The 22,794-nt window shown below is 59.2% G+C and carries 18 protein-coding genes and 1 tRNA gene; 14 read left to right on the top strand and 5 right to left on the bottom strand.

The annotated features are described in order from the left end of the window. A complete protein-coding gene (locus tag Q5H33_RS03470) occupies window positions 1-1,002 on the bottom strand; it encodes a glycoside hydrolase family 3 N-terminal domain-containing protein (protein WP_151915626.1) in 1,002 nt (333 codons plus the stop codon). 366 nt (window positions 1,003-1,368) lie between these two features. Here Q5H33_RS03470 and Q5H33_RS03465 point away from each other — a divergent pair, with 366 nt between their 5' ends. From Q5H33_RS03465 to Q5H33_RS03405, 13 genes are all read left to right on the top strand, one after another. Further along, entirely contained in the window at window positions 1,369-4,620 is a 3,252-nt protein-coding gene (locus Q5H33_RS03465) for a UPF0182 family protein (RefSeq protein ID WP_302423038.1), read from the top strand. A gap of 94 nt (window positions 4,621-4,714) precedes the next feature. Further along, the gene (locus tag Q5H33_RS03460; protein WP_011743072.1) at window positions 4,715-5,239 is read left to right on the top strand and encodes a GNAT family N-acetyltransferase; all 525 of its coding nucleotides are present in this window, start codon (window positions 4,715-4,717) and stop codon (window positions 5,237-5,239) included. A gap of 73 nt (window positions 5,240-5,312) precedes the next feature. Continuing rightward, window positions 5,313-5,912, top strand: a complete 600-nt coding sequence (gene pth / locus Q5H33_RS03455) for an aminoacyl-tRNA hydrolase (protein WP_011743073.1) — start codon at window positions 5,313-5,315, stop codon at window positions 5,910-5,912. Beyond that, window positions 5,902-9,468 (top strand): transcription-repair coupling factor, encoded by a 3,567-nt coding sequence (mfd, locus tag Q5H33_RS03450; protein WP_055309242.1) that lies wholly within the window; start codon window positions 5,902-5,904, stop codon window positions 9,466-9,468. The genes pth and mfd overlap by 11 nt, the downstream gene beginning before the upstream one ends. Window positions 9,469-9,591: 123 nt before the next feature. After that, the gene (gene eno / locus Q5H33_RS03445) at window positions 9,592-10,890 is read left to right on the top strand and encodes a phosphopyruvate hydratase (RefSeq protein ID WP_302423031.1); all 1,299 of its coding nucleotides are present in this window, start codon (window positions 9,592-9,594) and stop codon (window positions 10,888-10,890) included. A gap of 82 nt (window positions 10,891-10,972) precedes the next feature. Next, entirely contained in the window at window positions 10,973-11,521 is a 549-nt protein-coding gene (locus Q5H33_RS03440) for a septum formation initiator family protein (protein WP_003808949.1), read from the top strand. A 7-nt stretch (window positions 11,522-11,528) separates the two neighbouring features. Beyond that, entirely contained in the window at window positions 11,529-12,095 is a 567-nt protein-coding gene (locus Q5H33_RS03435) for a DUF501 domain-containing protein (RefSeq protein ID WP_162836573.1), read from the top strand. Between the two features lie 12 nt (window positions 12,096-12,107). Further along, complete coding sequence (locus Q5H33_RS03430; protein ID WP_011743075.1) at window positions 12,108-13,103, top strand: Ppx/GppA phosphatase family protein; 996 nt, start codon at window positions 12,108-12,110, stop codon at window positions 13,101-13,103. Window positions 13,104-13,150: 47 nt separating this feature from the next. After that, window positions 13,151-13,230 (top strand) — tRNA-Leu (locus tag Q5H33_RS03425). 212 nt (window positions 13,231-13,442) lie between these two features. Further along, complete coding sequence (locus Q5H33_RS03420) at window positions 13,443-14,018, top strand: cadmium transporter (RefSeq protein WP_302423027.1); 576 nt, start codon at window positions 13,443-13,445, stop codon at window positions 14,016-14,018. 33 nt (window positions 14,019-14,051) lie between these two features. Further along, on the top strand, window positions 14,052-15,512 hold the full coding sequence (locus tag Q5H33_RS03415) for an L-serine ammonia-lyase (RefSeq protein WP_302423026.1): 1,461 nt from the start codon (window positions 14,052-14,054) through the stop codon (window positions 15,510-15,512). 52 nt (window positions 15,513-15,564) lie between these two features. Beyond that, window positions 15,565-15,972, top strand: coding sequence for an FKBP-type peptidyl-prolyl cis-trans isomerase (locus Q5H33_RS03410; protein ID WP_003809595.1), 408 nt, complete (start codon window positions 15,565-15,567; stop codon window positions 15,970-15,972). Between the two features lie 38 nt (window positions 15,973-16,010). Beyond that, the gene (locus Q5H33_RS03405) at window positions 16,011-16,490 is read left to right on the top strand and encodes a transcription elongation factor GreA (protein ID WP_003809594.1); all 480 of its coding nucleotides are present in this window, start codon (window positions 16,011-16,013) and stop codon (window positions 16,488-16,490) included. A gap of 97 nt (window positions 16,491-16,587) precedes the next feature. On the opposite strand, the gene Q5H33_RS03400 is transcribed toward Q5H33_RS03405, so the two are convergent. Beyond that, a complete protein-coding gene (locus Q5H33_RS03400) occupies window positions 16,588-17,475 on the bottom strand; it encodes a hemolysin III family protein (protein ID WP_038444372.1) in 888 nt (295 codons plus the stop codon). Window positions 17,476-17,606: 131 nt separating this feature from the next. Here Q5H33_RS03400 and Q5H33_RS03395 point away from each other — a divergent pair, with 131 nt between their 5' ends. Next, a complete protein-coding gene (locus Q5H33_RS03395) occupies window positions 17,607-19,094 on the top strand; it encodes a sensor histidine kinase (RefSeq protein ID WP_033500243.1) in 1,488 nt (495 codons plus the stop codon). An 82-nt stretch (window positions 19,095-19,176) separates the two neighbouring features. On the opposite strand, the gene Q5H33_RS03390 is transcribed toward Q5H33_RS03395, so the two are convergent. The 3 genes from Q5H33_RS03390 to Q5H33_RS03380 all read right to left on the bottom strand — a co-directional run bounded on the left by Q5H33_RS03390 (window position 19,177) and on the right by Q5H33_RS03380 (window position 22,769). Further along, a complete protein-coding gene (locus Q5H33_RS03390; RefSeq protein ID WP_003809589.1) occupies window positions 19,177-19,455 on the bottom strand; it encodes a WhiB family transcriptional regulator in 279 nt (92 codons plus the stop codon). A gap of 104 nt (window positions 19,456-19,559) precedes the next feature. Then, window positions 19,560-21,323, bottom strand: a complete 1,764-nt coding sequence (locus Q5H33_RS03385; RefSeq protein WP_003809587.1) for an FtsK/SpoIIIE domain-containing protein — start codon at window positions 21,321-21,323, stop codon at window positions 19,560-19,562. 93 nt (window positions 21,324-21,416) lie between these two features. Next, window positions 21,417-22,769, bottom strand: coding sequence for an LCP family protein (locus tag Q5H33_RS03380; RefSeq protein WP_171025000.1), 1,353 nt, complete (start codon window positions 22,767-22,769; stop codon window positions 21,417-21,419). Window positions 22,770-22,794 lie beyond the last annotated feature (25 nt).

Raw genomic sequence — 22,794 nt, 5'->3', positions numbered from 1 at the left:
TTACCTGGCGAGCCCCATCTCGTATTTGAGCGTCATCACACGAATGGCGGATTGCTGCACCTTCCGCGCGAACGTCGCATCGCCGGCCGCTTTGGCGTTCAATCCGTCCAACACCGGCTGCACGTAGGAAGAGGCGCCGATACATGCCAAATCGCCGCCGGCTTCGACCAGCCGCACACCCAAATCACTCGGCTGCACGCCACTCAAAGCCGTTGCGGACAGGGAATCGGAAGTGACGACGCCTTGGAAGCCGATTTTCCCGCGCAGATAGCCGGTGACCAGCGTTGATGAGAACACGGCCGGATTATTCGGATCGATCGCCTGATATGTGGCCAAAGACATCATCACCATCGAAGGGCTTGCCTCCAACGTGCTGTTGAACGCGCTGATTTCCGGACCATCCAACGTGGTGGTGGTGTCGAGGATGCCGTTCGCGGTGAAATCGGTATTGCCGGTCACCGATCCCAAACCCGGATAATGTTTGATGGCGCTGCCTACCCCCGAATCGGACATGCCCTGTATGAACGCCTTCGCATGGTCCGCATTGCCGGCCGGATCAAGACCGAAATCACGGTACAGCGCGCCAATCGGGGCGTTCGACGAACGGTCCACGGTCACCGTGCCGACGACGGGTGCCAGATCGACATTGATGCCGGCAGCCTTGAGCTGCGTGCCCCATGCGGATGCCGATTGCCTCAACTGGCTGACATCCATTGCGCCCTGCTGGGTGGCCGAAGGCATGGTATCGAACCCGGCCCCCTTGAGATGCTGGACCAGACCACCCTCCTGATCGGTGGACATCAACAGCTGGTTGTCGCCCGGAGCATACGATTGCAGCGTGGATGTGGCGGCCGCGACCCCGGCGATCCCCGAAGTCCAGTTGCCGATGATCAAAACCGAACCAACATGCCTGTTCGCAATGAGGTCATACAACGATGACGGATCGGAACCAGCGAACAATGGCGCCATAACCAGCTGCCCGACCCGTTCCTCGACACTCATGGACTCCACGGCCCGCACCGCCTTGGCATGCGGCGAATCGTCGCGGACGGACGGCACTTGCGCCTTGTCGAGGGAATCATGCGTGACCGTCGGCCGGCGAGTGGAAAAAGCTGCGGTGGCGGCGTCCGATGGGGAAGCGTCGCCGGAACATGCGGCCAACGTGACCGGCAGCATCGCCACGCAGCAGGCAGCCACCAATCGTGTGAAAAACCCATGAGCCTTCTTCATACCGCCATTATGGCATGCCGGCATTCCCCATATGTTCTCTTCATACGGACATGCCACGGAACAGCCGATTCAGCCCACGGCCAGATCCGTTCGGCTGGCGGCTTAACGGCGTTCCTCGCCTGTCGCTAGGCTATTAGCATGTCTTTCTTTGATATGTTTGGTCCCATGTTCGATCCCGAAGGCGGCTCGAACCGTGCCGGCAGGCAGAATCCGCGCAAACCCAGCAACGACGATCCGATCATCCTCAACGTCGAAACCGACGGAGGGGACGGTCCGCAACCATCGTCGAACGTTCCCCCGAAACGACCTTCGGGCCCCCGCATCACCAGCAAGCCGAACCGTCCGCGCAAACCGTCGAACGGCAGCAAGATCTTCATCGGCGTGGTGCTGGCGCTCGCCATCGTCATCGGACTGTTCTTCGCGCTCGCGCAGTTCGTCACCGATGTCATGTGGTACAGCCAGCTCGGCTTCCAAAGCGTGATTTGGACGCAGCTGGGCACCAGGGTCGGCCTCTGGCTGGCGTACGCGGTGCTCATCGCCGCAGTCGGCTTCATCTCCGCCACGCTGGCGATATGGGCGCGTCCCGACGCTGCGGACGGCTCCACCATCCGCGTGAACGGCGACACCATCGAAATCGGCAAGAGCGTGAGCTCCAAGAGCGCTCGACGCATCGCCGTGGTCATCTCCCTGATTGTCGGACTGGTGTTCGGCTCCCAGTTCAACGCGAACTGGTCCGAAATCCTGCTCATGTTCAACTCGCAAAGCTTCGGCACCAAGGATCCGCAGTTCGGCATCGACAACGGCTTCTACGTGTTCGTGCTGCCCGGACTGAAACTCATCATGTCCGCTGTCTCGCTGTTGCTGCTCGCTGGCATCATCTTCTCCATCGTCACCCACGTGCTTATGGGCGGCATCCGCATCACCATGCCGGTGAACGGCCATGGCCTGTTCCGCATCACCAAACGCGCCCGCCGCCAGATCGGCATCTGGCTGATGCTCAACATGTTCGCCTGGGCCGCCAATCAGGTTCTGGGAGTGTTCTCGCACCTGACCGAGGAAGGCAGCAGAATCACCGGTGCCACCTACACCACGGTGAACGCCACCATCCCCGTCACGTTCATCATGGCCGCCATCACCGCCATCCTTGGCGTGATACTGGGCCTGTGGATTATGAAATCCCATACGTTGGAAGGTTCCGCACCCATCGCGGCACGTGCTTCCGAAGCGCTCAAGGCGTGGAAGGTGCCGACCGTGGCCATCGCCTCCGCCATCGTGGTGAGCCTGGTGCTTACCGTGGCCTGGCCGGTGCTGCTGCAGCGCTTCCGCGTCAATCCGAACGCGCAGGAAATGGAATCCACCTATATCCAGCGCAACATCGACGCCACCCGCGCCGCGTACGGTTTGGACAAGGTGAAGGCCGAACAGTACAAGGCCACCACCGAAGGCGAGGAAGGCGCATTGGCCGATTCCGCGGAATCCACCGCTCAGATCCGCCTGCTCGACCCGCAGATCATCTCCCCGACGTTCAAACAGCTGCAGCAGTCCAAGCAGTACTACACGTTCGCCGACACCGTCGCGGTCGACAAATACGACGTCGACGGCGTCAGCCAGGACACGGTGATCGCCGCGCGCGAACTCGATCTGGACGGTCTCGACAACCGCAACTGGGTCAACGACCACACCGTGTACACGCACGGCTATGGCGTTGTGGCCGCCTACGGCAACAAGGTGACCGCCGACGGCCAGCCGAAGTTCTTCGAAGCGGGCATCCCCACCCAAGGCAAGCTCACCGATTACGAAAAGTACGAGCCTCGCATCTACTTCTCTCCGAACGCCACCGAATATTCGATCGTAGGCGCTCCGGAAGGCACCAAATCCTGGGAATTCGACTATCCGACCGGTTCGGAAGGCGCCACCAACACCTTCAAGGGCGATGGCGGTCCGAAGATCGGCAACATCTTCTCCAGACTGCTGTACGCCATCCGCTTCGGCTCCGACCAGATCCTGTTCTCCAACCGTGTGAACTCCAATTCGCAGATTCTCTACGACCGTTCCCCGAAGGAACGTGTGGCCAAAGTCGCGCCGTATCTGACGCTTGACGGCCGCGTATACCCGGCCGTGGTGGACGGACGGGTCAAGTGGATCGTGGACGGCTACACCACTTCGGACGCCTACCCATACTCTCAGATGACCGACTTGGGCGAGGCCACCAAGGACTCCACCACGGAATCCTCCGACACGGTAAGCAGCCTGAACTCGAAGAACGCCAACTACATCCGCAATTCCGTGAAAGCCACCGTGGACGCATACGACGGTTCCGTGGACCTGTATGTATGGGACCAGTCCGACCCGGTCATCAAAGCCTGGGAGAAGATCTTCCCCGGCCAGTACCACCAGCTGTCGGAAATCTCCGGCGACCTGATGAGCCACATGCGTTATCCGGAAAGCCTGTTCAAGGTGCAGCGCGAACTGCTGGCCAAATACCACGTGTCCAGCGCCAACCAGTTCTTCTCCGGAGAGGATTTCTGGCAGACCCCCGTCGACCCGACCGAATCGCAGCAGGCGCAACAGCGAGACATCCTGCAGCCGCCGTACTATCTGACGCTGCAGACCGGCGGCTCCAGCGAACCGGTGTTCTCGCTGACCTCGTCGTACATTCCCGCAGGCTCGTCCACCAGGGAAATCCTGACCGGCTTCCTGTCGGTCGATTCCGACGCGGGCCACGAGAAAGGCAAAATCGGCTCGAGCTACGGCACCATACGATTGCAGGAACTGCCGAAGGATTCCAACGTGCCGGGCCCCGGCCAGGCGCAGAACAACTTCAACGCATCCGCCGACGTGTCGAAGGAACTCAACCTGCTCGAATCCGGCTCGACCAATGTGCAGCGCGGCAACCTGCTCACCCTGCCTCTCGGCGGAGGCCTGGTCTACGTGCAGCCGGTGTACGTCAAATCGTCCGGCTCCACCAGCTTCCCGCTGCTGAAGAAGGTGCTCGTCGCATTCGGCGACCAGGTCGGCTTCGCCGACACGCTGGACGAGGCTCTCGACCAGGTGTTCGGCGGCGATTCCGGCGCGTCCGCAGGCGACGCCGAAAACGTGGGCGACACCACCGATGACAAGCAGGATGCTAAGAACGACGATTCCGCCGATGGCAAGACCAACACTGACGGCAAGCAGGACACGCCATCCAATACCGACGGTAAGACCGGCGGCAATAATGGCGATTCGTCCGGCACGATGAGCGCCGACCTGAAGAAGGCACTCGACGATGCCGCACAGGCCATGAAGGATTCCGATGCCGCCATGAAGAAGGGCGATTGGTCCGCCTACGGCGACGCTCAGAAGCAGCTTCAGGAAGCACTGAACAAGGCCATCGAACTCGAACAGTGATTCCCGTCCGATTCCCTTCATGAAATACGCAGGGGCCGGCTCCTTCCAAAGGAACCGGCCCCTGTTGTCGTTCGCCGCCGGGTATGCTGGGCGCATGGCCGACTATTCTTTCCGCATCGCGACGCAAGACGATATCCAAGCGATCACCGACATCTACAACGCGGCAGTCATCCGCGGCGGCTCGTCCGCCGACACCACGCCACGTACCTACGCGCAACGCAAGGCATGGGTGGAATCGCACCACGATCCATATGCGGTGTTCGTCACCACCGTGCCTGCCACGGATGCAGCCACGGAAGGCGGCGAACGGATCATCGGCTTCTCCGCGCTGTCCGTGTTCTACGACCGCGCCGGCTACGACGGCGTCACCGACCTCGCCTACTACATCGCCCCCGAATGGCAGGGCAGGGGAGCGGGCACCTTCACACTGGCCAGACTGCTTGACGAATGCCGAAACCGCCACATGCGCAAAGCCTGCGGCATCATCTTCGCCGACAACCGCGGATCCATCGCACTGATGAAACATTTCGGATTCACCCAATTCGGACTCATGCCCCAAGCCGCCACCGACTCCACCGGAACCATGCGCGACATGAGCTACTGGCATCTCGACCTGTAAGCACCTGACAGTAGAATCTGTGCGGTTAAACAAGACGAGAGCACGCAAGAACACAGAGGAATGGACGATTATTATGGCATCTGATTTCTGGCTGATCGCAGGACTGGGCAACCCCGGCTCCAAATATGAGGGCACCCGCCACAACATGGGCTTCATGACCGCCGACGTGCTGGCCGAACGCTGGTCCGTCAACTTCTCCGACCACAAGGGACTCGCCATGCTCGGCAAAGGCGTGATGAACCTATCCGGCCGCAACGTCAAATTCTTCCTCGCCAAGCCACTCACCTACATGAACGAATCCGGCAACGCGGTCGCCTCCATCAGCGCCTACTACCAGATCGAACCGGACCATATCGTGGTTATCCACGACGACATGGACCTCGACTTCGGCAGAATCAAAGTCAAAGCCGGCGGCTCCGCAGGCGGGCACAACGGCATCAAATCCATCGACCGTTCGCTCGGCACCCCGAAATACGCGCGCGTGCGCATGGGCGTCGGCCACGCCCAACGCGGAGCCCACGCGCACGACAACACCGTGAACTGGGTGCTGGGCGGCTTCGGACCGGACCAACGCAAGCAGCTCCCCGAATTCCTCGCCGACGGTGCCGACGCGGCCGAAACCATCATCTTCGACGGTCTCGCCAAAGCCCAGGAGCGATTCAATGGCCGCTGAACCGACGTCTCCGGCGCAACCACCGCAACTGCCGACCGCAGGCTCGCTTGCCGGCATCCTCGACGTGCTGGAAACCGATGACGATTTCCGCGCGCTCATCGCCGGGGAAATCGAAGAACCGGAATCAGACATCGACCCCAGCATCACCGTCGGTGTGCCGGACGGCCTACGCCCGGCGCTCGCAGCCGGCGCTGCGGGCAAACAGCCGGTCGTGCTCGTCGTCGCCTCCAGCCGCGAAGCGGAGGAAGCCGTGGAGTCCATCCGTTCCTGGTATGACGGAGACCCAAACGATGTGGCGCAGCTTGAAGCATGGGAGACCCTTCCCCATGAACGGCTTTCACCACGCGCGGACACTGTGGCAAGCCGCATGGCGGTGTTCCGCAGGCTGAAGCATCCCGAAGAGGGCAGCACGCTGTTCGGCCCCATCCGCATTCTGGTCATGCCGGTGCGCTCCCTCATCCAACCGGTGGTCGCAGGCTTGGGGGACGTCGAACCACTCGTGTTCTCCCAAGGCGAGGAACTGCCTCTTGACGAAGCATCCCGCAAACTGGTGGAAAACGCGTACACGCGCGTCGACTTGGTGATGGACCGTGGCGAATTCGCCGTCCGCGGTGGCATCATCGACGTTTTTCCGCCCACTCTGCCGCATCCGGTGCGTATCGAATTCTTCGGCGACGAGATCGACACCATACGTGAATTCCACGCATCCGACCAGCGCACCTACGGTAAGGATATTTCCACCGTATGGGCCACGCCATGCCGTGAACTGCAGTTGACCGACCAGATTCGCCAACGTGCGAAATCGCTGATCGGCTCCATTCCCAACGCCGAGGACATGCTCGAATCCATCGCCAACGCCATCCCGGTGGAAGGCATGGAATCGCTGCTGCCCGCGCTGGTCGACGATATGGAACCGGTGCAGGGCATGCTGCCCAAGCATGCGCTGGTCATGCTGTCCGACCCGGAAAAACTTCGTCGCGCCGCCGACGATCTGGCGAAAACCGCCAACGAATTCCTTGCCGCAAGCTGGCATGTCGCCGCATCCGGACATGGCGCCGGAGCGCCGATCACCTTCGACCAGGCGAATTTCTACGATTTCGAGGAAACCATCTCCGCACTCGTCTTCTCCAAACATGACGTGTGGAAACTCACCAGCTTCGGCGTCGACGCCACCCGGGAAGGCCACATCCAACTTGATGCCACCAAACCCGGTGAATACCGCGGTGACGAAAACAAAGCGGCCTCCGGCATCGAAGGACTGCTCGACGCCGGCTATGCGGTGACGATCACGGCCGCGGCCCAAGGCACACTCACCCGACTGAAGCGTGCGATCAACGAAACCGGCATCGCGAATTTCGATTGCGTCCGATCGCGCGCCATCGACGGTTTCGTGGACGACGCCGCGAAAATCGCCCTGCTCACCGAACGCGACCTGACCGGCCGCACATCCGCCGCAGGACAGGCGAAAACGCCGAAACGCCGCCGCAAGGCCATCGACCTGATGGAACTCAAAACGGGCGATTACGTCGTGCACGAACAGCATGGCATCGGCCGGTTCGTCGAGATGCGCCAACGTACCATCGGCAAAGGCGAGAACCAGACCACCCGCGAATACCTGGTCATCGAATACGCTCCCAGCAAACGAGGCGCGCCGGCGGACAAACTGTTCATCCCCACCGACCAGCTCGACCAGGTCAGCAAATACATCGGCGCCGAAACGCCGAAACTCAACAAGCTGGGCGGTTCCGACTGGGCCGCCACCAAAGCCAAGGCGCGCAAGCATGTGCATGAGATCGCCGAGGATCTGGTCAAGCTCTACTCGGCACGCCAGCGTACGAAAGGCTATGCCTTCAGCAAGGACACGCCGTGGCAGAAGGAGCTGGAGGACGCTTTCCCCTATCAGGAGACGGCCGACCAGCTCACCACCATCGACGAGGTCAAGTCGGATATGGAGAAACCCATTCCGATGGACCGTCTGATCTGCGGCGATGTGGGCTTCGGCAAAACCGAAATCGCGGTGCGCGCCGCGTTCAAGGCGGTGCAGGATTCCAAGCAGGTGGCCGTGCTCGTGCCGACCACACTGCTCGTGCAACAGCATTTCGAGACTTTCACCGAACGTTTCGAAGGCTTCCCCGTGAACGTGGCTGCCATGAGCCGATTCCAGACCACCAAGGAGATTAACGAGACCATCAAGGGGCTTGAAGACGGTTCCGTGGATGTGGTCATCGGCACGCACAAGCTGCTCAATCCGAAGATCAAGTTCAAGGATCTGGGACTCGTCATCATCGACGAGGAACAGCGTTTCGGCGTCGAGCACAAGGAGACGCTCAAGGCGTTGCGCACCAATGTGGACGTGCTGAGCCTGTCGGCAACGCCTATCCCGCGCACGTTGGAAATGGCTGTCACCGGTATCCGCGAAATGTCCACGCTGGCCACGCCGCCGGAGGATCGCCTGCCGGTGCTCACCTACGTCGGCGCTTACGAGGACGCGCAGGTCACCGCCGCCATCCGGCGCGAGCTGTTGCGTGGTGGGCAGGTGTTCTACGTGCACAATCGTGTGCAGGACATCTCCTCCGTCGCGGCGAAAATCCACGAGCTCGTGCCCGAATCGCATGTCGGCATAGCCCACGGCAAGATGGGGGAGAAACAGCTTGACGGTGTGATCCGCGACTTCTGGCATCGCGACATCGACGTGCTGGTATGCACCACCATCATCGAAACCGGCCTTGATATCTCCAACGCCAACACGCTGATCGTCGACCATGCCGACCGCTTCGGCTTGAGCCAATTGCATCAGCTGCGTGGCCGCGTCGGTCGTGGACGTGAGCGCGCGTATGCGTACTTCCTGTACGATCCGACCAAGCCGATGACCCAGCAATCGCATGACAGGCTCGCCACCATCGCGCAGAACACCGCGCTCGGCTCTGGCTTCGACGTAGCCATGAAGGATCTCGAATTGCGCGGCACCGGCAATTTGCTGGGCGATGAGCAGAGCGGCCATATCGAAGGCGTCGGCTTCGACCTGTACGTGCGTATGGTGTCCGAAGCGGTCGAACAGTACAAGGAGCCGGAACGCAAGGAATCGGTTGCCGTCACCATCGACCTGCCGATCGAGGCGTCCATTCCCGTCGACTACATCGATTCGGACAAACTGCGATTGGAAGCGTACCAGAAACTCGCCTCCGCACGCACCGAAGACGATCTCGACGAGCTGCGCGACGAACTCACCGACCGTTACGGCAAGCCGCCCGTCGATTTCGAGGCGCTGTTCGACGTGGCGCGGTTGCGGTTCAAGGCGCGTAAGCTCGGCATTTCCGAGATCATCGCGCAAGGACGCAACGTGCGCGTGTCGAAGTTCGAGCCGCGTGAATCCGTGCAGATGCGCATGGCCAGAATCTACAAAGGCATCCAGTACCGGCCGTTGACCAAGACGTATCTGGTACCGGCTCCATTCGCAGGCTCGCTTGGTTCCAAGCCGATGAGCTCGGACGAAGTGGTCGGATGGACCAGTCAATTGCTTGACGATCTGGACTGGAAACCGACACCGCGTCAATGACAATGGGATGCAAAAAAGAGTGTGAGCGTTCACATGGAACATGCGGGCAAAGTTTGGCATACGTCCATAAATCGCACTATTCTTGGCATTGTCATCACAACCTAACGTTTATAAGGAGTAGTTGTGGCAGTAATTGAAAGCGTTTACGCGCGTCAGATTCTCGATTCCCGCGGCAACCCGACCGTCGAGGTCGTTCTTGACACCGATGACGGTGCTCAGGGCCTGGGCCTCGTTCCGTCCGGTGCTTCCACCGGTGAAGCCGAGGCTTGGGAGCGTCGCGATGGCGACAAGTCCGTTTACCAGGGCAAGGGTGTGCTCAACGCCGTCAAGGCCGTGAACGAGGAGATCGCTCCGAAGGTCATCGGCATGGACGCTTCCGATCAGCGCGCTCTCGATGAGACCATGATCGAGCTCGACGGCACCCCGAACAAGGGCCGTCTGGGCGCCAACGCCATCCTCGGCGTGTCCCTGGCCGCTCTGTACGCTTCCGCCGAGTCCGCGGATCAGCCGCTGTACCGCTACATCGGCGGCACCAACGGCCACATCCTGCCGGTCCCGAACATGAACATCATGAACGGTGGCGCCCACGCTGACTTCGCCACCGACATCCAGGAGTACATGATCTCCCCGTACGGCTTCAACACCTACAGCGAGGCTCTGCAGGCTGGCGTCGAGGTCTACCACACCCTGAAGAACGTCCTGAAGAAGCAGGGCCTGAACACCGGCCTCGGCGACGAGGGCGGCTTCGCTCCGAAGATGAAGTCCAACAAGGACTCCCTGAACTACATCATGGACGCCATCTCCGCCGCCGGCTACGAGCCGGGCAAGCAGATTGGCATCTCCCTCGACGTGGCTTCCTCCGAGTTCTACAACAAGGAGACCGGCAAGTACCACTTCGAAGGCGACGACCGTGAGGCCGGCTACATGCTCGACTTCTACGAGAACCTCATCAACGAGTACCCGATCGTCTCCATCGAGGATCCGTTCCAGGAAGAAGGCTGGGACGACTGGGCGGCCATCACCGCCAAGCTCGGCGATCGCCTGCAGTTCGTCGGCGACGACCTGCTGGTCACCAACCCGGCACGTCTGGCCAAGGGCATCGAGCTCGGCGCCGCCAACTCCCTGCTGGTCAAGCTGAACCAGATCGGTACCGTCACCGAGACCCTCGACGCCATCGAGCTGGCCACCAAGAACGGCTTCACCTCCATGGTTTCCCACCGCTCCGGCGAGACCCCGGACACCACCATCTCCGACCTGGCTGTGGCAAAGAACACCGGCCAGATCAAGACCGGTGCCCCGGCTCGTGGCGAGCGTATCGCCAAGTACAACCGCCTGCTCGAGATTGAGGAGGAGCTCGGCTCCACCGCTCAGTACGCCGGCTACAGCGCTTTCAAGGCCTGCAAGAAGTACATCGCTGAGTGAGCGTAGCCAGCGCATCATGAATGCGTTGACATAGAAATACCCGTCGTGTTCCAAGTCGAACGCGACGGGTATTTTCGTTGCTATGAGTTCGAAGGCACGAAAAAAACCATCACAACGCGGCGGCGCCGGCCCGGTCGCGTTCTTCGTGGCATTGTTCATCGTGGCTTTGGGAACCATCCAGTTGGCATCGACATTCCATACCTATGCGTTGAATCTGGCAGAGCTTAACGGACTGAAAAAACAGGAAGCGGCGTTGGTCGCGCAGAAACGCGAGCTGGAGAACGATATCGCAAGATGGGATGACAAGGCGTATGTCACCGCCCAGGCCAGGGATCGTTTGGGATTCGTCTTCCCCGGCGAACAGGCGATTCGTGTCGAGCATCCCGAAGCGGTGACCGGCAAGAGCGAGCCGAAAAAAGGGACGACATACGACGAATCACCGAAAACCGCCCTGCCGTGGTATAAGGAACTTGCATATTCCTTCAAGCAGGCGGATCGGTCGGATCCCGTGAAGGCCGACTCGACGAAACAGTCGCAGCATGCCGGCGAAGAAGACAAACAGGACAGTCAACAACAGACTGGCCAATCGCAACAGGACGGTCAGCAGCCGTCGGAAGACGGACAGGAGTGACATGGACATGACGATTATCGAACAGGCCAAGGGTTTGGCGGACAAAGTGCTTGCCCAACCCGCCACCGAACATGATATCGCCGTGGTGGAGCGTCAGCTTGGACGTTACCCGCGCGGCATGGTCGCCGTCGGAGCCCGTTGCGTATGCGGCCGGCCTTTGGCTGTGGTCACCCGGCCGTTGCTTCCAGGCGGTGTCCCGTTCCCGACGACCTGCTATCTGACCGGGCCCGAAGCGGTGAAGGCCATCTCCCACATCGAAGCCGAAGGCAAGATGAAGGAATACAACGATATGCTGGCCGAAAACGAGGATCTGCGTGCCGGATACGAACGTGCCCACGAACTGTACCTCGCGTTCCGCCATGAAATCGCTTTGGCCTTGGAAGACAGCGAGGAACACATCGAAGGCACCAGTGCCGGCGGCATGCCGGTGCGTGTCAAATGCCTGCACGCGTTGTTGGCCCAGACGCTGGTGATGGGTGAGGGCGCCAACCCCATCGGTGATATGGCCCTGTCCGCCATCAAACATGAGTTCGATCCGGCCGTATGCCGTTGCGCAGTGGAAAACGAAGAGTAGAAGGTGGGAGTAATGAAGTCGGTAACCGTTGCCGGTATTGATTGCGGCACGAATTCGATTCGTCTGAAAGTCTCGCGTGTGAGCGAGGACGGTGTGGAAGACATCGTTCCGCGCATCCTGCGGGTGATTCGTCTCGGTCAGGACGTGGACAAAACCCATCGCTTCGCCGACGAGGCGTTGGCGCGCGCCTATGAGGCCGCCCGAGAATTCGCCGGCGTGCTTGCCGAACATCCCGTGGACGGCATCCGCTTCGTGGCCACATCGGCCACCCGTGATGCCGAGAACCGTGAGGAATTCGAAGACAACATCGAGAAGATCTTGGGCGTGCGTCCCGAAGTCATTCCAGGCACGGAGGAAGCGGATTTAAGCTTCCTCGGTGCCACCAGCATCGTCCATCGCGAGGTTGAGGCCCCCTATCTGGTGGTCGATTTGGGCGGAGGTTCCACCGAACTGGTGCTGGGAGGCGACGGCGTCACCCATCCGAGCACGCAGGTGCAGGCCGCGTTCTCCATGAATATCGGGTCTGTCCGTATGACGGAGCGTCATCTGAAAAACGACCCGCCGACCGAGGGACAGATCGCCGAGGCGGTCGCGGATATCGACGCGCATATCGACGAGGCGTTCAAGACCGTTCCCGCCGGCAAGACCCACACCATCATCGGCGTGTCCGGAACGGTCACCACCATGACCGCATTGGCTATGGGATTGACGGAATACGACCACACCGCCGTGGACGGCGCACGCTGCACGCTGGAAGATGCCTATGCCGTTGACAACCGGTTCCTGCACATGCCTCGTGAGGAGCGTCTGACCTACAAGACTATTCATCCCGGACGCGTCGATGTGGTCGGCGGCGGCGCATTGGTGTGGAACCGTGTGCTTGCCAAGGTGTCTGAAGCCGCATATGAGGATCATGGCCAGCGCATCGACTCCTTCATGGCCAGCGAGCATGGTCTGTTGGACGGCATCGTGCTGGATTACGGCAAGAGATTGCTTGCTGCGCGCTGACGTGGCATAATAGCTTGGCGTCGGCTTTTTCTTCTGGCCGGCGCAAAGCCTCCATGGCGAAATCGGTATACGCAGTCGACTTAAAATCGACCTCTTCGGATTGCGGGTTCGAGTCCCGCTGGAGGCACTTTTGGAAACCGCCAGAGATGGCGGTTTTCCTTTATTCTCCAACGGTTTTGGCATCATCGCGATTCACTGCGATTCAACCCTTTTCCACGGTGGGTTATGGAAAAATGTGGGCAATGTGTAGGCAAAATGTGGCATATCGTTCCCGAAACATTCCGTAGGTACACTGTCGGACATTACAAACCGTATGACACCGACTGAAACGGATGACGCATGACTTCGAAAGACATCAAGCCTGTAATCGAACAGCCCGCCACTGAAATCCCCCTGATGCTTGCGCAGGTGATTATCGTTGCCGGCGTGCTCGCTATCGGCGAAATCGCATGTTCTCCGCTGTACTTTACCTTGATGGACCATTCGTTGGCACTCGTTCCGTGGGCATTGGAAGCCGCATTCCTTGCCGTGGCGTTCACCTTCGTTGTGGGCTTCGCATTGTTGTGGTGCGCCGAATCGTTCACTTTCAAACTCAAGGAACGATTCCGCCCGTTCGGCTATGCGGCGGTAGGATTGATTGGATACGGCGTATGGAGCCTGCTGGTGTTCACCGCCACCATCAATTCGATACTCGCCAAAGTCGGGGAAAGCGTTCTTACCAACGGCCAGGTCGGCGCGATCGCGCTGAACGGAGCAGCCTTGGGCTTCGTCGCTTTCCTTTTCGCAAAACTGCTCGACGTCAAACTCGGCAATCGCAAAATCGTTGCGATAATTCTGCTTATCGCGGAAATCGTCATTGCCATCATCGGCCTACTCATCATGATTCGCATGTTCAGCGTGCTTTACGTGGCGTGACGGCGAAGACGCGGAAAAGAGAGCGCAATATACATGTTCAGCATTCTGGAGATGTTCACCATCGGCGTCGGCCCCAGCTCGTCGCACACCGTAGGGCCGATGGTCGCGGCCAGCAGATTCGCTGCCTCCCTTGAACGTGACGGCATACTGAACCGGGTCGGCCGCGTGCGAACGGTACTGTATGGTTCGCTCGCCCTGACCGGTCTTGGGCACGGTACCGATCGCGCCACGGTGGCGGGCTTGGAAGGCAACGTACCGAAAACCGTCGATACCGATCACATGAGCAATATCCGTATGGAATGCGAGGCAGGCGGCGAGCTGATGCTCAACGGCACGCATCGCATCGATTTCGATTACGGACGCGATGTGGTGATGGATGTATGGCACCGCATGGCGGCCCATCCCAACGGCATACGATTCCAAGCCTTCGACCGGCAGAACAATCTCATCGACGAACAGGTCTGGTATTCCATTGGCGGTGGATTCGTCAGACAAGGCGACGCCGACGACCTGATGATCGGCATCCATGAGAAACCCCCTGCGGGAACGGCCTTCGCCGATCAGACCGACGATTCCTCAACCGATATCGATATGGACATGCCCTATCCGTTCACCACATGCGACGAACTGATCTCGCTGTGCGATGAACGTCACATGAGTGTGGCCGATGTGGTGTGGGCCAATGAGACGGCCATGCGGTCCGCCGTGCAGGTGCGCAGCGATTTGGACACTGTATGGCATGTGATGCGCCGCTGCGTGCAGCACGGTTGCAATACCAACCAAACCGTTCTGCCTGGCGGCCTTGACGTGCCCCGCAGGGCGCCAAAAATGTATGCAAGGCTCGCATCCAACAGCGACGTGCTCAAACGGGACGGCAGGCGCTCCGACGCCGTACTCGAATCATCGGACGCCGCATGGGTCGACCTGTTCGCATTGGCGGTTTCCGAGGAGAACGCGGCAGGCGGACGCATCGTCACCGCGCCTACCAACGGTGCGGCTGGCGTCATTCCGGCGGTGCTCCACTATTATTGGCATTTCGTGGATCATGCGGATGAGGATGGTGTGGTGACGTTCCTGCTGACCGCAGGGGCGATTGGATACTTGTTCAAACGCAACGCGTCCATTTCCGGTGCCGAAGTCGGATGTCAAGGCGAGGTCGGCACAGCCTGTTCCATGGCCGCGGCGGGGCTGTGCGCCGTGATGGGCGGCACGCCTCACCAAGTGGAGAATGCCGCGGAAATCGGTATCGAGCACAATCTGGGACTGACCTGCGATCCGGTCGGTGGTCTGGTGCAGATTCCCTGCATCGAACGCAACGCCATGGCGGCCAATACCGCCATCAACGCGGTCCGTATGGCCATGCTGGGCGACGGCACGCATATCGTGAGTCTTGACCAAGCCATCAAAACCATGAAGGACACCGGCGAGGACATGATGGCCAAGTACAAGGAGACGTCGAAAGGCGGTCTTGCGGTCAATGTTGTTGAATGCTAGCGATGGATGGTGCTAATCTTGGTGACACTGTGTTTTTTCAAGGAGGTTCACCATGGCATCTGAAATGCCTGTTGTCAATGCCGAATTCGGCGATCGGCCGACCATCGAATTCCCGACTGAGATCGCTCCCGCCGGCCTGAAGGTCGTGGAGCTCTTTGAAGGCAATGGCCCGATGGTCCGCCGTGGAGACACCGTCACCGTCAACTACCATGGTGTGGTCTGGGGCAAGGACACCCCGTTCGACTCCAGCTTCGACCGTCACCAGCCGGCCACGTTCGGCATCGGTGTGGGACAGGTCATCAAGGGCTGGGATCAGACCGTTCCGGGACACAACGTCGGTTCCCGCCTGGTGGTGTCCATTCCGCCGGAGTACGGTTATGGTTCCCGTGGCGTTCCGCAGGCCGGCATCGGCGGCGAGGACACGCTGGTGTTCGTGATCGACATCATCTCCACCCGCTGATTGACGGGTATCATTCTTCCAAGGTCAAGGAGGATAACATGGCCGAAGAAAAGACGATCCTGCTGACGCAGGAGGCGTACGACAAGATGAAAGAAGAACTCGCCTGGCGTGAGGGCGAGTACCGTGACGAGATTCTGTCCAAGGTCTCCGCGGCGCGTGCCGAAGGCGATTTGAGTGAGAACGGCGGCTATCAGGCTGCCCGTGAGGCGCAGCGCGTGAATCAGGGACGCATCGACGAACTGACCGTCAAACTGCGCAATGCGAAGATTCTGACTGCGCCCAAGGCCGGTGAGGTCGGTGACGGATCCCTAGTGACCCTTGAAGTCAACGGACGTGAAATGGTGTACGTGCTTGGCACGCGAGACCTGTCCATCGCCACGGATTACAGCATCATCAGTCCTGAATCGCCGATTGGCGCCGCCATCAATGGCGCTCATGCCGGAGATACGGTGACCTATACCGCTCCGAACGGCCGTGAGATTTCCGTGACCATCAAGGAAGCCAAGCCGCTCGCCTGACATACGTGTGACGAAAACAACAGCCCGTTCCTCCATCGCATTCGTACGATGAGGGGACGGGCTTATTTTGTTTTGTCCATGTGGGGTTGATTACGCCTTAGGGCCACAATTGCACGATCACCATGTAGATGGCCACCATGTGGCAGGCGTATCCCGCCACGGTTCCGGTATGGAAGATCTCATGGAAGCCGAACACCTTCGGCCAGGGGTCGGGCTTGCGCAGCGCATACACGATGGCTCCGGCGATATAGCAGGCGCCGCCGGCACACAGCAGTATCACCACGGTAGGTCCGGCATAGGGGGACATCCAGAACAATCCCATGAACGCGACGCCGGACACGCCGAAAATAATATAGACAAGAACATAAAGCCAGCGAGGCGCGCTGATCCAGATGACATGGATGATGAGCGCCACCGTGGTGCAGATCCACATGCCCGCGATGATGGAATCACGCCAGAATGTCGTGAGCGCGAAGGAAACGGGCGTATAAGTGCCGGCGATCAGCAAAAAGATGTTCATATGGTCGATGCGACGGAGCACATCGGTAACCCGTGGTGACCAATCTCCCAGATGATAACAGGCGGAATTGCCGAACAGTACCAGCGAGCAGGTCATGAACACGGCGCACGCCCATTTGAGCCCGGTGCCATGAGCGAGGCAGATCAGCACGATGCCCGCGGCAAGAGCCAGGGGAGTGGCGATGGCGTGGATCCAGCCACGCAGGAGCGGCTTTGGCCTGCCATGCACGTCGAGTCTGATTTTGCGTTCGATTTCGGCGGGGACGATGCCTTCGATTTTTGCGGCATGGGCTTCGCCTTTGGCGATGGCACGTTTGGCTTTTGCATCCGCCTTGCGTCGAATGTTCTCGGCCTTATTGTGCGCCTTCACGCGAATGGTCTCAGCTTTCGCCTGCAGGGCCTGCTCGCGTGCTTCGGCGATGACCGCGCGTTTCGCCTCGATTTCTGCGTTTGTAGGTTTCGCCATCGGATGCCTCCACTATAAGTTACGGAACCGTAACCTACGTTAGCGTAACCGTCGGATATGTCAATCGGCGTTTCCGCATTATACGTGGGCATATGGTATGCAACCTCGCCATTGATGCGTATTATGGTTGCATGGCTGATTTCTCACATATCCTGATGACCCGTCCGGATTTCGGTGACGACGATCGTGAATGGTTGCACCAGTTGGTGGCCGATTGGCAGGTGATTGCCGATTTGAGTTTCGCCGACTTGCTGCTAATCCTGCAGAACGGCGAGGGCAAGTACATCATTGCCGAGCAATGCCGTCCGTCCACGGTGATGAGTCTGAGAGCCGAGGATGTGGTCGGCAACGTCGTCCCGGAATCCCTGTGCGCCGAGCTTGACGCGGCCATGGACTCCGAATCGGTGTTCCGCTCCTCGAAACTGCGTACGGTCGGCAAGGCCAAGGTCTGCAACGTGTACGCCCCGGTGCGTCATAATGGCAAGACGCTTGGCTTGGTGGTCCGCGAGACCAACATGGCCACACGCGAATCGAACGGCCGTTATGAGTCCGAAAGCATCAGCGCCGGCAAACAGCTGTATGAGATGATTCCGCGCGGCCAGTTCCCGTACCGTAACCCGGTTATGAACCAGCGCCATAACGCACGTGTGGCGGATGGCTTCATCGTGCTCACCGTCGACGGCATCGTCCGATACGCGTCTCCGAACGCCATCAGCTGTTTCCGTCGTTTGGGATCGGTCAGCACCATGCAGGGGGAGTATCTGAGCGAGATCGGCACCAAACTGCTGCATGAGAACGATCCGGTGCTGGAAACGCTGCCATTGGTACTGAGCGGCAAAGCCGCGGTGGATTCCGAATTGGACGCCAACAAAGCCGCGGTGTCCATGCGCTCTCTGCCGTTGATGGACGCCAATGGTCGCGTGGGTGGTATCGTGCTGTGCCGTGACGTCAGCGAATTGCGCCGCCGCGAGAAGGAATTGCAGACCAAGGACGCCACCATTTCCGAGATTCACCATCGTGTGAAGAACAATCTTCAGGCGGTATCCGCGTTGCTGCGCTTGCAGGCGCGCAAGACCAAGTCCGAAGAGGTCAAAAAGGAGCTCAAGGAAGCACAGCGCCGCGTGCAGACCATCGCCATGGTGCATGAGGGATTGAGCCAGACCGCCGATGAGATCGTCGACTATGACAAGGTCATTTCCAACCTGCTTAAGATGGCCGTCGATTTGGCTACGATGCGCGACCAGCACATCGATGTCGATTTCGTAGGCAAATTCGGCATGATGCCGGCACAGGATGCCACGCCGCTATCGTTGGTGCTTACCGAACTGATCACCAATTCGGTGGAACACGGTTTCGAAGGACGTAAGGAAGGACATATCACGATTTCCGTGGGCCGCGGTGGCAATAACCTCAACGTGGTGGTGGAGGATGATGGCACCGGCTTGGCGGATGAGGAGCATGATGGCATGGCTCGCTCTTCCGGATCAGGGCTTGGAACACAGATCATCAACACGTTCGTCACCAATGATTTTGGCGGAACGGTGCATTGGGAGCCACGTCGCGGTGGTGGTACCCGTGTGGTGCTCGACATGAAACTGCGTGCCGCGCAAGATAACTGACCTCTAGAACTGGAATGGCATATAGAAGGGCCGGTCGGATTCCATCGAATCCGACCGGCCCTTCCATATGCCCTGAAAAGAATCAGACCTGCATCTGCATGGCCTGCGAGCGACGTGCACGCATCGCGCGCCGCTTGAGCGCGCGCCGCTCGTCTTCGCTCAGACCGCCCCAAACGCCGTAGTCCTGATTGGTGTCGAGCGCGCATTTCAGACACGCGTCAATCACCTTGCAGGTACGGCAAACGGCCTTGGCTTCTTCGATTTGCTGATAGGCGGCACCGGTGTTGCCGACCGGGAAAAACAGTTCCGGATCCTTATCCCGGCACGCGGCCTTGGCTCGCCAATCGAAAGCACTGCTCATGTAATCGCCTTCCTCTTGCCATAAGTGGCGTTCTATCCGTTATTTAGATAACCACGAATCGGATGATTTTTCAAGACTTTTTCGCAAAAGAAGCCAGGTTTTTTTTAGAATCCTTGGAATTCCGCGCATTGCACGGGACATGCCCGTGCTTGTTGGATGAAGACCCCACGCCCGGCAATGGCATAGTCATCGACGCCGAAACCGTCGAGAACCGCGCTGGGAATCCCCATCATCACATCGGTGGCTCTCTCTCCGCAAGGAAACGCAACACGTGTGAGGCAACGTTCAAGTAGGGTGCTTTGCGGCTTTTCCACAGCTGCGATTACCGTGACGGACGGATCGGCGAGTGCGGTCTTGAGTTTATCGGCTTCGGGCATGGCTGCGAAAGGGGAGAGCAATTCGTCGGCGTCATCCACGAACCATATGGTGCGTTCGTGCTGCGGCGATATTCTGCCGTCGTCGGTGGTCCATTCGCTGTTCGTCTTGCGTGTGAACCGGATGGTGCAGCGACCGGATTCATAGAGACGGCTGGCGCAGCAGAGCAGCAGATTGGTTTTGCCGCTTCCGCATGCGCCAATCACGGCGATGTTGCCGTGTCCTACGTCAAGGAATGCGGTGGAGATGAGTACACCGTCGTCGCTCAAAGCAAAAGGCACATGGTGCCATGCCTCTCGCTGTGGCGCCGTCAAATCGTCTTTGCCTGCATGTGGTGCGAGCGGCGCGGAGAACAAAGGGGAGGGATTGGTGGTGCCGCTGAATGCCGATGCGGTGTTGATGGCATGCACCAAGGAATCAATGTCATGGACCGCGCTGCAGCGGAAAGGAACAGTGCGTTGACCGTCATGACAGTAAGCGGCACCGGGGAAGGCCGGTGGAATCAAAGCTGCATCCTTGGTGCCGATCAGTTCATTCGATTGCATTTGGTCGGTGACGCGTAGGCAGATGCTCAGCGATATGTTGGCCTTCATATCGGCATGGACCTGACCCATGGGATTTTGCGTGCATACGATGAGATGCATACCCAAAGAGCGTCCGAGCGACGCCAATCGATTGAGTCGCTGCATATAGTCGGGTAGACGGTCGCGCAATGCATGGAATTCGTCAATGACCACCACGAGCCGTGCAGGGGGATGGGAAAGCTGGTCGAATCTGGAAACGCGTTCGGCACTTACCAAGGCCTCCCTGCGTGCCAATTCTTGTTCTATGGCGTTCAGCGCACGGACGGCATGGGCGAGGTCAAGATCGCAGACGTTGCCCACGGTATGCGGCAGACGCTCCAAAGCGTTGAAGGTCGATCCTCCTTTGAAATCCAGAAAGACGAAATGGAGGGTTTGAGGACTATGCCGAATCGCCAATGCCATGCACCAACTGATCAGCAGTTCGGATTTCCCCGAGCCTGTGGTCCCCGCGACCATGGCATGTGGTCCGGATGATGCCAGATCTATATGGAATATGCCATGTTCTGACATGCCGATGCCGTTCGTTGGGGAACGGACAAGCCAATTACGCACGATGGTGCGCCATATGAGCGGGTCGTTGTCCAGGCCATGCAGATGCTCAAAACTTATGGACGGCATGTCGGCGAAAAGCTGAGCATGGTCGATTTCGTTTCCGTTATGATGCGTTGGAACCGGCGAATCGCTTCCAGTAATGGTGTTGCTGTTCGTTTCTTCATGCCTGACGCGCATGATCATGGTGATGAGCATCAATGCGCTGCCGAGCAGACTCGGAGCGAGCATCGCCGCATAGAGCCAATGACGTTGCATACACATGACAATCAGCATGATGAGCTGCGCCAGCAAAGGCGCGCTCCAACTCAATACAGTGAGATGTTGTTCGCTTATACGGTGAGGGGCCTTTTTGTTCATACGGCCAGCATGGGCAAGAGCGGCGGCATGCCGCAAGCCAATATGAGGGTTGTGGTCGGAGGATGTGGGTTATCCACATCCTCCGGCGTGTCGTCAGTTTTGCTGTTCGGCCAGCGTGCCCACGGTTCCTGCGGAATGCGTGCCGTGTGAGAGTTCGGAGAAAAGCTGGATGTTCTTCGCGTCATTCAGCAGAACGCACGATCCGACCCCATCGACGTAATAGTCCGGATCGGTCCAATACACGCTTCCCGAAATGCCATCCTTGCCTGAGGCGCTTTTGAAAGCCAACGCCATCCGAAGCAGAGAGGAAGTCGATGCTTTCTCATCCACGGTTACGGAGCTCAACGCCGCTGCGGCGACCTTTTTGGTCTTGTTGAAATTCGTGAGCGTCTGTTTGGAAGCGCCCTTCTTGACGATGGCGTTGATCACCTGGCGCTGACGTGCGGCACGGCCGAAATCGCCTTGCACATCGGCATATCGCATACGGGAGAACGCCAAAGCGGTGTTGCCGTCCACGGTGTGGCATCCGGCGGTCCAGTTCATACCCGAATAAGGGTCATTCACATTCTGGTCGTAGCATAGGTCCACGCCTCCCAAGGCATCGACCACTTTGACGAGTCCGCCGAAGCGGACCATTGCCACATGGTTGATTTTCTGGCCGGTGATGTCCTCCACCTCGTTGACCAACTGTTTGCGGCTGTACAGCTGCGCCACGGCGTTGATCTTCATATAGCTCCCATCGATTTCCACCAGGGAATCGCGAGGAATGGAAATCAGCGAGGACGATCCTGTCTTCGGCTTGGTGAGTACAAGAATGGTGTCGGTTCTGAAACCTTCGACGTCGCCGGCGTCTCCGATGGTGCCCTCACGTTCGTCGGAGCCAAGAATAAGCCAGCTTTCGCCGGCGGTGTCCGCTTTGGATGTCAGCCAGGTCTGTTTGTTGAGCTGGTCATCGACCCAGTTCCAAGCGGAGAATACCCCTATTCCCAGTGCGAGAATCAGTACAAGGAAAATGGAAAGGACGATACGTCCGACGCGAGGTCTTCTTTTTGGCACGGAAGCCGTCGCTGGAGAGGATGGAACAGATCGGAGCGCCGTGGAGACGGAGGATGACCCCCGGAACTGCTGCGTTGGATTGGCCGTGCGGGTATGTTCTGGAGCGAAGGACACCGGAGATGATGAAGGGTTTCTTCTTGTCTCGCTCGTTGCCCGTGCCGCAGGCTGGAAGCTTTGCGGAACCGAGGAAGAAGGACGCGCCGTGCGTTTGGCCGGTTTTACAGATGATGCATGGTCAGAACGTTTCGCCGGTGCGAAACTCGCTGGCTGGCTCGGTGCGCTTTGCGAGCGGGAGGAATCCGTGGACGGCATGGTTTTTTTGCGTCCTGATGACGGAATGAAACTTGGTGGCACGCTCGTAGGCTCTTTTGCTCCTTTGCCTTCACTCATGGTTCCTCCAAAAAGATTCGTCCCT

Origin of the sequence: uncultured Bifidobacterium sp., from assembly GCF_959020145.1 — a bacterium.
GTDB lineage: Bacteria > Actinomycetota > Actinomycetes > Actinomycetales > Bifidobacteriaceae > Bifidobacterium.
The sequence above is the reverse complement of the archived record's forward strand: the minus strand, read 5'-3'. Positions and strand labels throughout refer to the sequence as shown.

Excerpts from the sequence above, each read along its gene's own strand:
- Q5H33_RS03465 (WP_302423038.1), top strand. The coding sequence starts at position 1,369 with ATGTCTTTCTTTGATATGTTTGGTCCCATGTTCGATCCCGAAGGCGGC.
- Q5H33_RS03390 (WP_003809589.1), bottom strand. The coding sequence starts at position 19,455 with ATGAGCAGTGCTTTCGATTGGCGAGCCAAGGCCGCGTGCCGGGATAAG.
- Q5H33_RS03385 (WP_003809587.1), bottom strand. The coding sequence starts at position 21,323 with ATGAACAAAAAGGCCCCTCACCGTATAAGCGAACAACATCTCACTGTA.
- Q5H33_RS03470 (WP_151915626.1), bottom strand. The coding sequence starts at position 1,002 with ATGAGTGTCGAGGAACGGGTCGGGCAGCTGGTTATGGCGCCATTGTTC.
- Q5H33_RS03430 (WP_011743075.1), top strand. The coding sequence starts at position 12,108 with ATGAAGTCGGTAACCGTTGCCGGTATTGATTGCGGCACGAATTCGATT.
- Q5H33_RS03395 (WP_033500243.1), top strand. The coding sequence starts at position 17,607 with ATGGCTGATTTCTCACATATCCTGATGACCCGTCCGGATTTCGGTGAC.
- Q5H33_RS03420 (WP_302423027.1), top strand. The coding sequence starts at position 13,443 with ATGACTTCGAAAGACATCAAGCCTGTAATCGAACAGCCCGCCACTGAA.
- Q5H33_RS03405 (WP_003809594.1), top strand. The coding sequence starts at position 16,011 with ATGGCCGAAGAAAAGACGATCCTGCTGACGCAGGAGGCGTACGACAAG.
- Q5H33_RS03415 (WP_302423026.1), top strand. The coding sequence starts at position 14,052 with ATGTTCAGCATTCTGGAGATGTTCACCATCGGCGTCGGCCCCAGCTCG.
- pth (WP_011743073.1), top strand. The coding sequence starts at position 5,313 with ATGGCATCTGATTTCTGGCTGATCGCAGGACTGGGCAACCCCGGCTCC.
- Q5H33_RS03460 (WP_011743072.1), top strand. The coding sequence starts at position 4,715 with ATGGCCGACTATTCTTTCCGCATCGCGACGCAAGACGATATCCAAGCG.
- Q5H33_RS03380 (WP_171025000.1), bottom strand. The coding sequence starts at position 22,769 with ATGAGTGAAGGCAAAGGAGCAAAAGAGCCTACGAGCGTGCCACCAAGT.
- Q5H33_RS03435 (WP_162836573.1), top strand. The coding sequence starts at position 11,529 with ATGACGATTATCGAACAGGCCAAGGGTTTGGCGGACAAAGTGCTTGCC.
- Q5H33_RS03410 (WP_003809595.1), top strand. The coding sequence starts at position 15,565 with ATGGCATCTGAAATGCCTGTTGTCAATGCCGAATTCGGCGATCGGCCG.
- Q5H33_RS03400 (WP_038444372.1), bottom strand. The coding sequence starts at position 17,475 with ATGGCGAAACCTACAAACGCAGAAATCGAGGCGAAACGCGCGGTCATC.
- Q5H33_RS03440 (WP_003808949.1), top strand. The coding sequence starts at position 10,973 with ATGAGTTCGAAGGCACGAAAAAAACCATCACAACGCGGCGGCGCCGGC.
- mfd (WP_055309242.1), top strand. The coding sequence starts at position 5,902 with ATGGCCGCTGAACCGACGTCTCCGGCGCAACCACCGCAACTGCCGACC.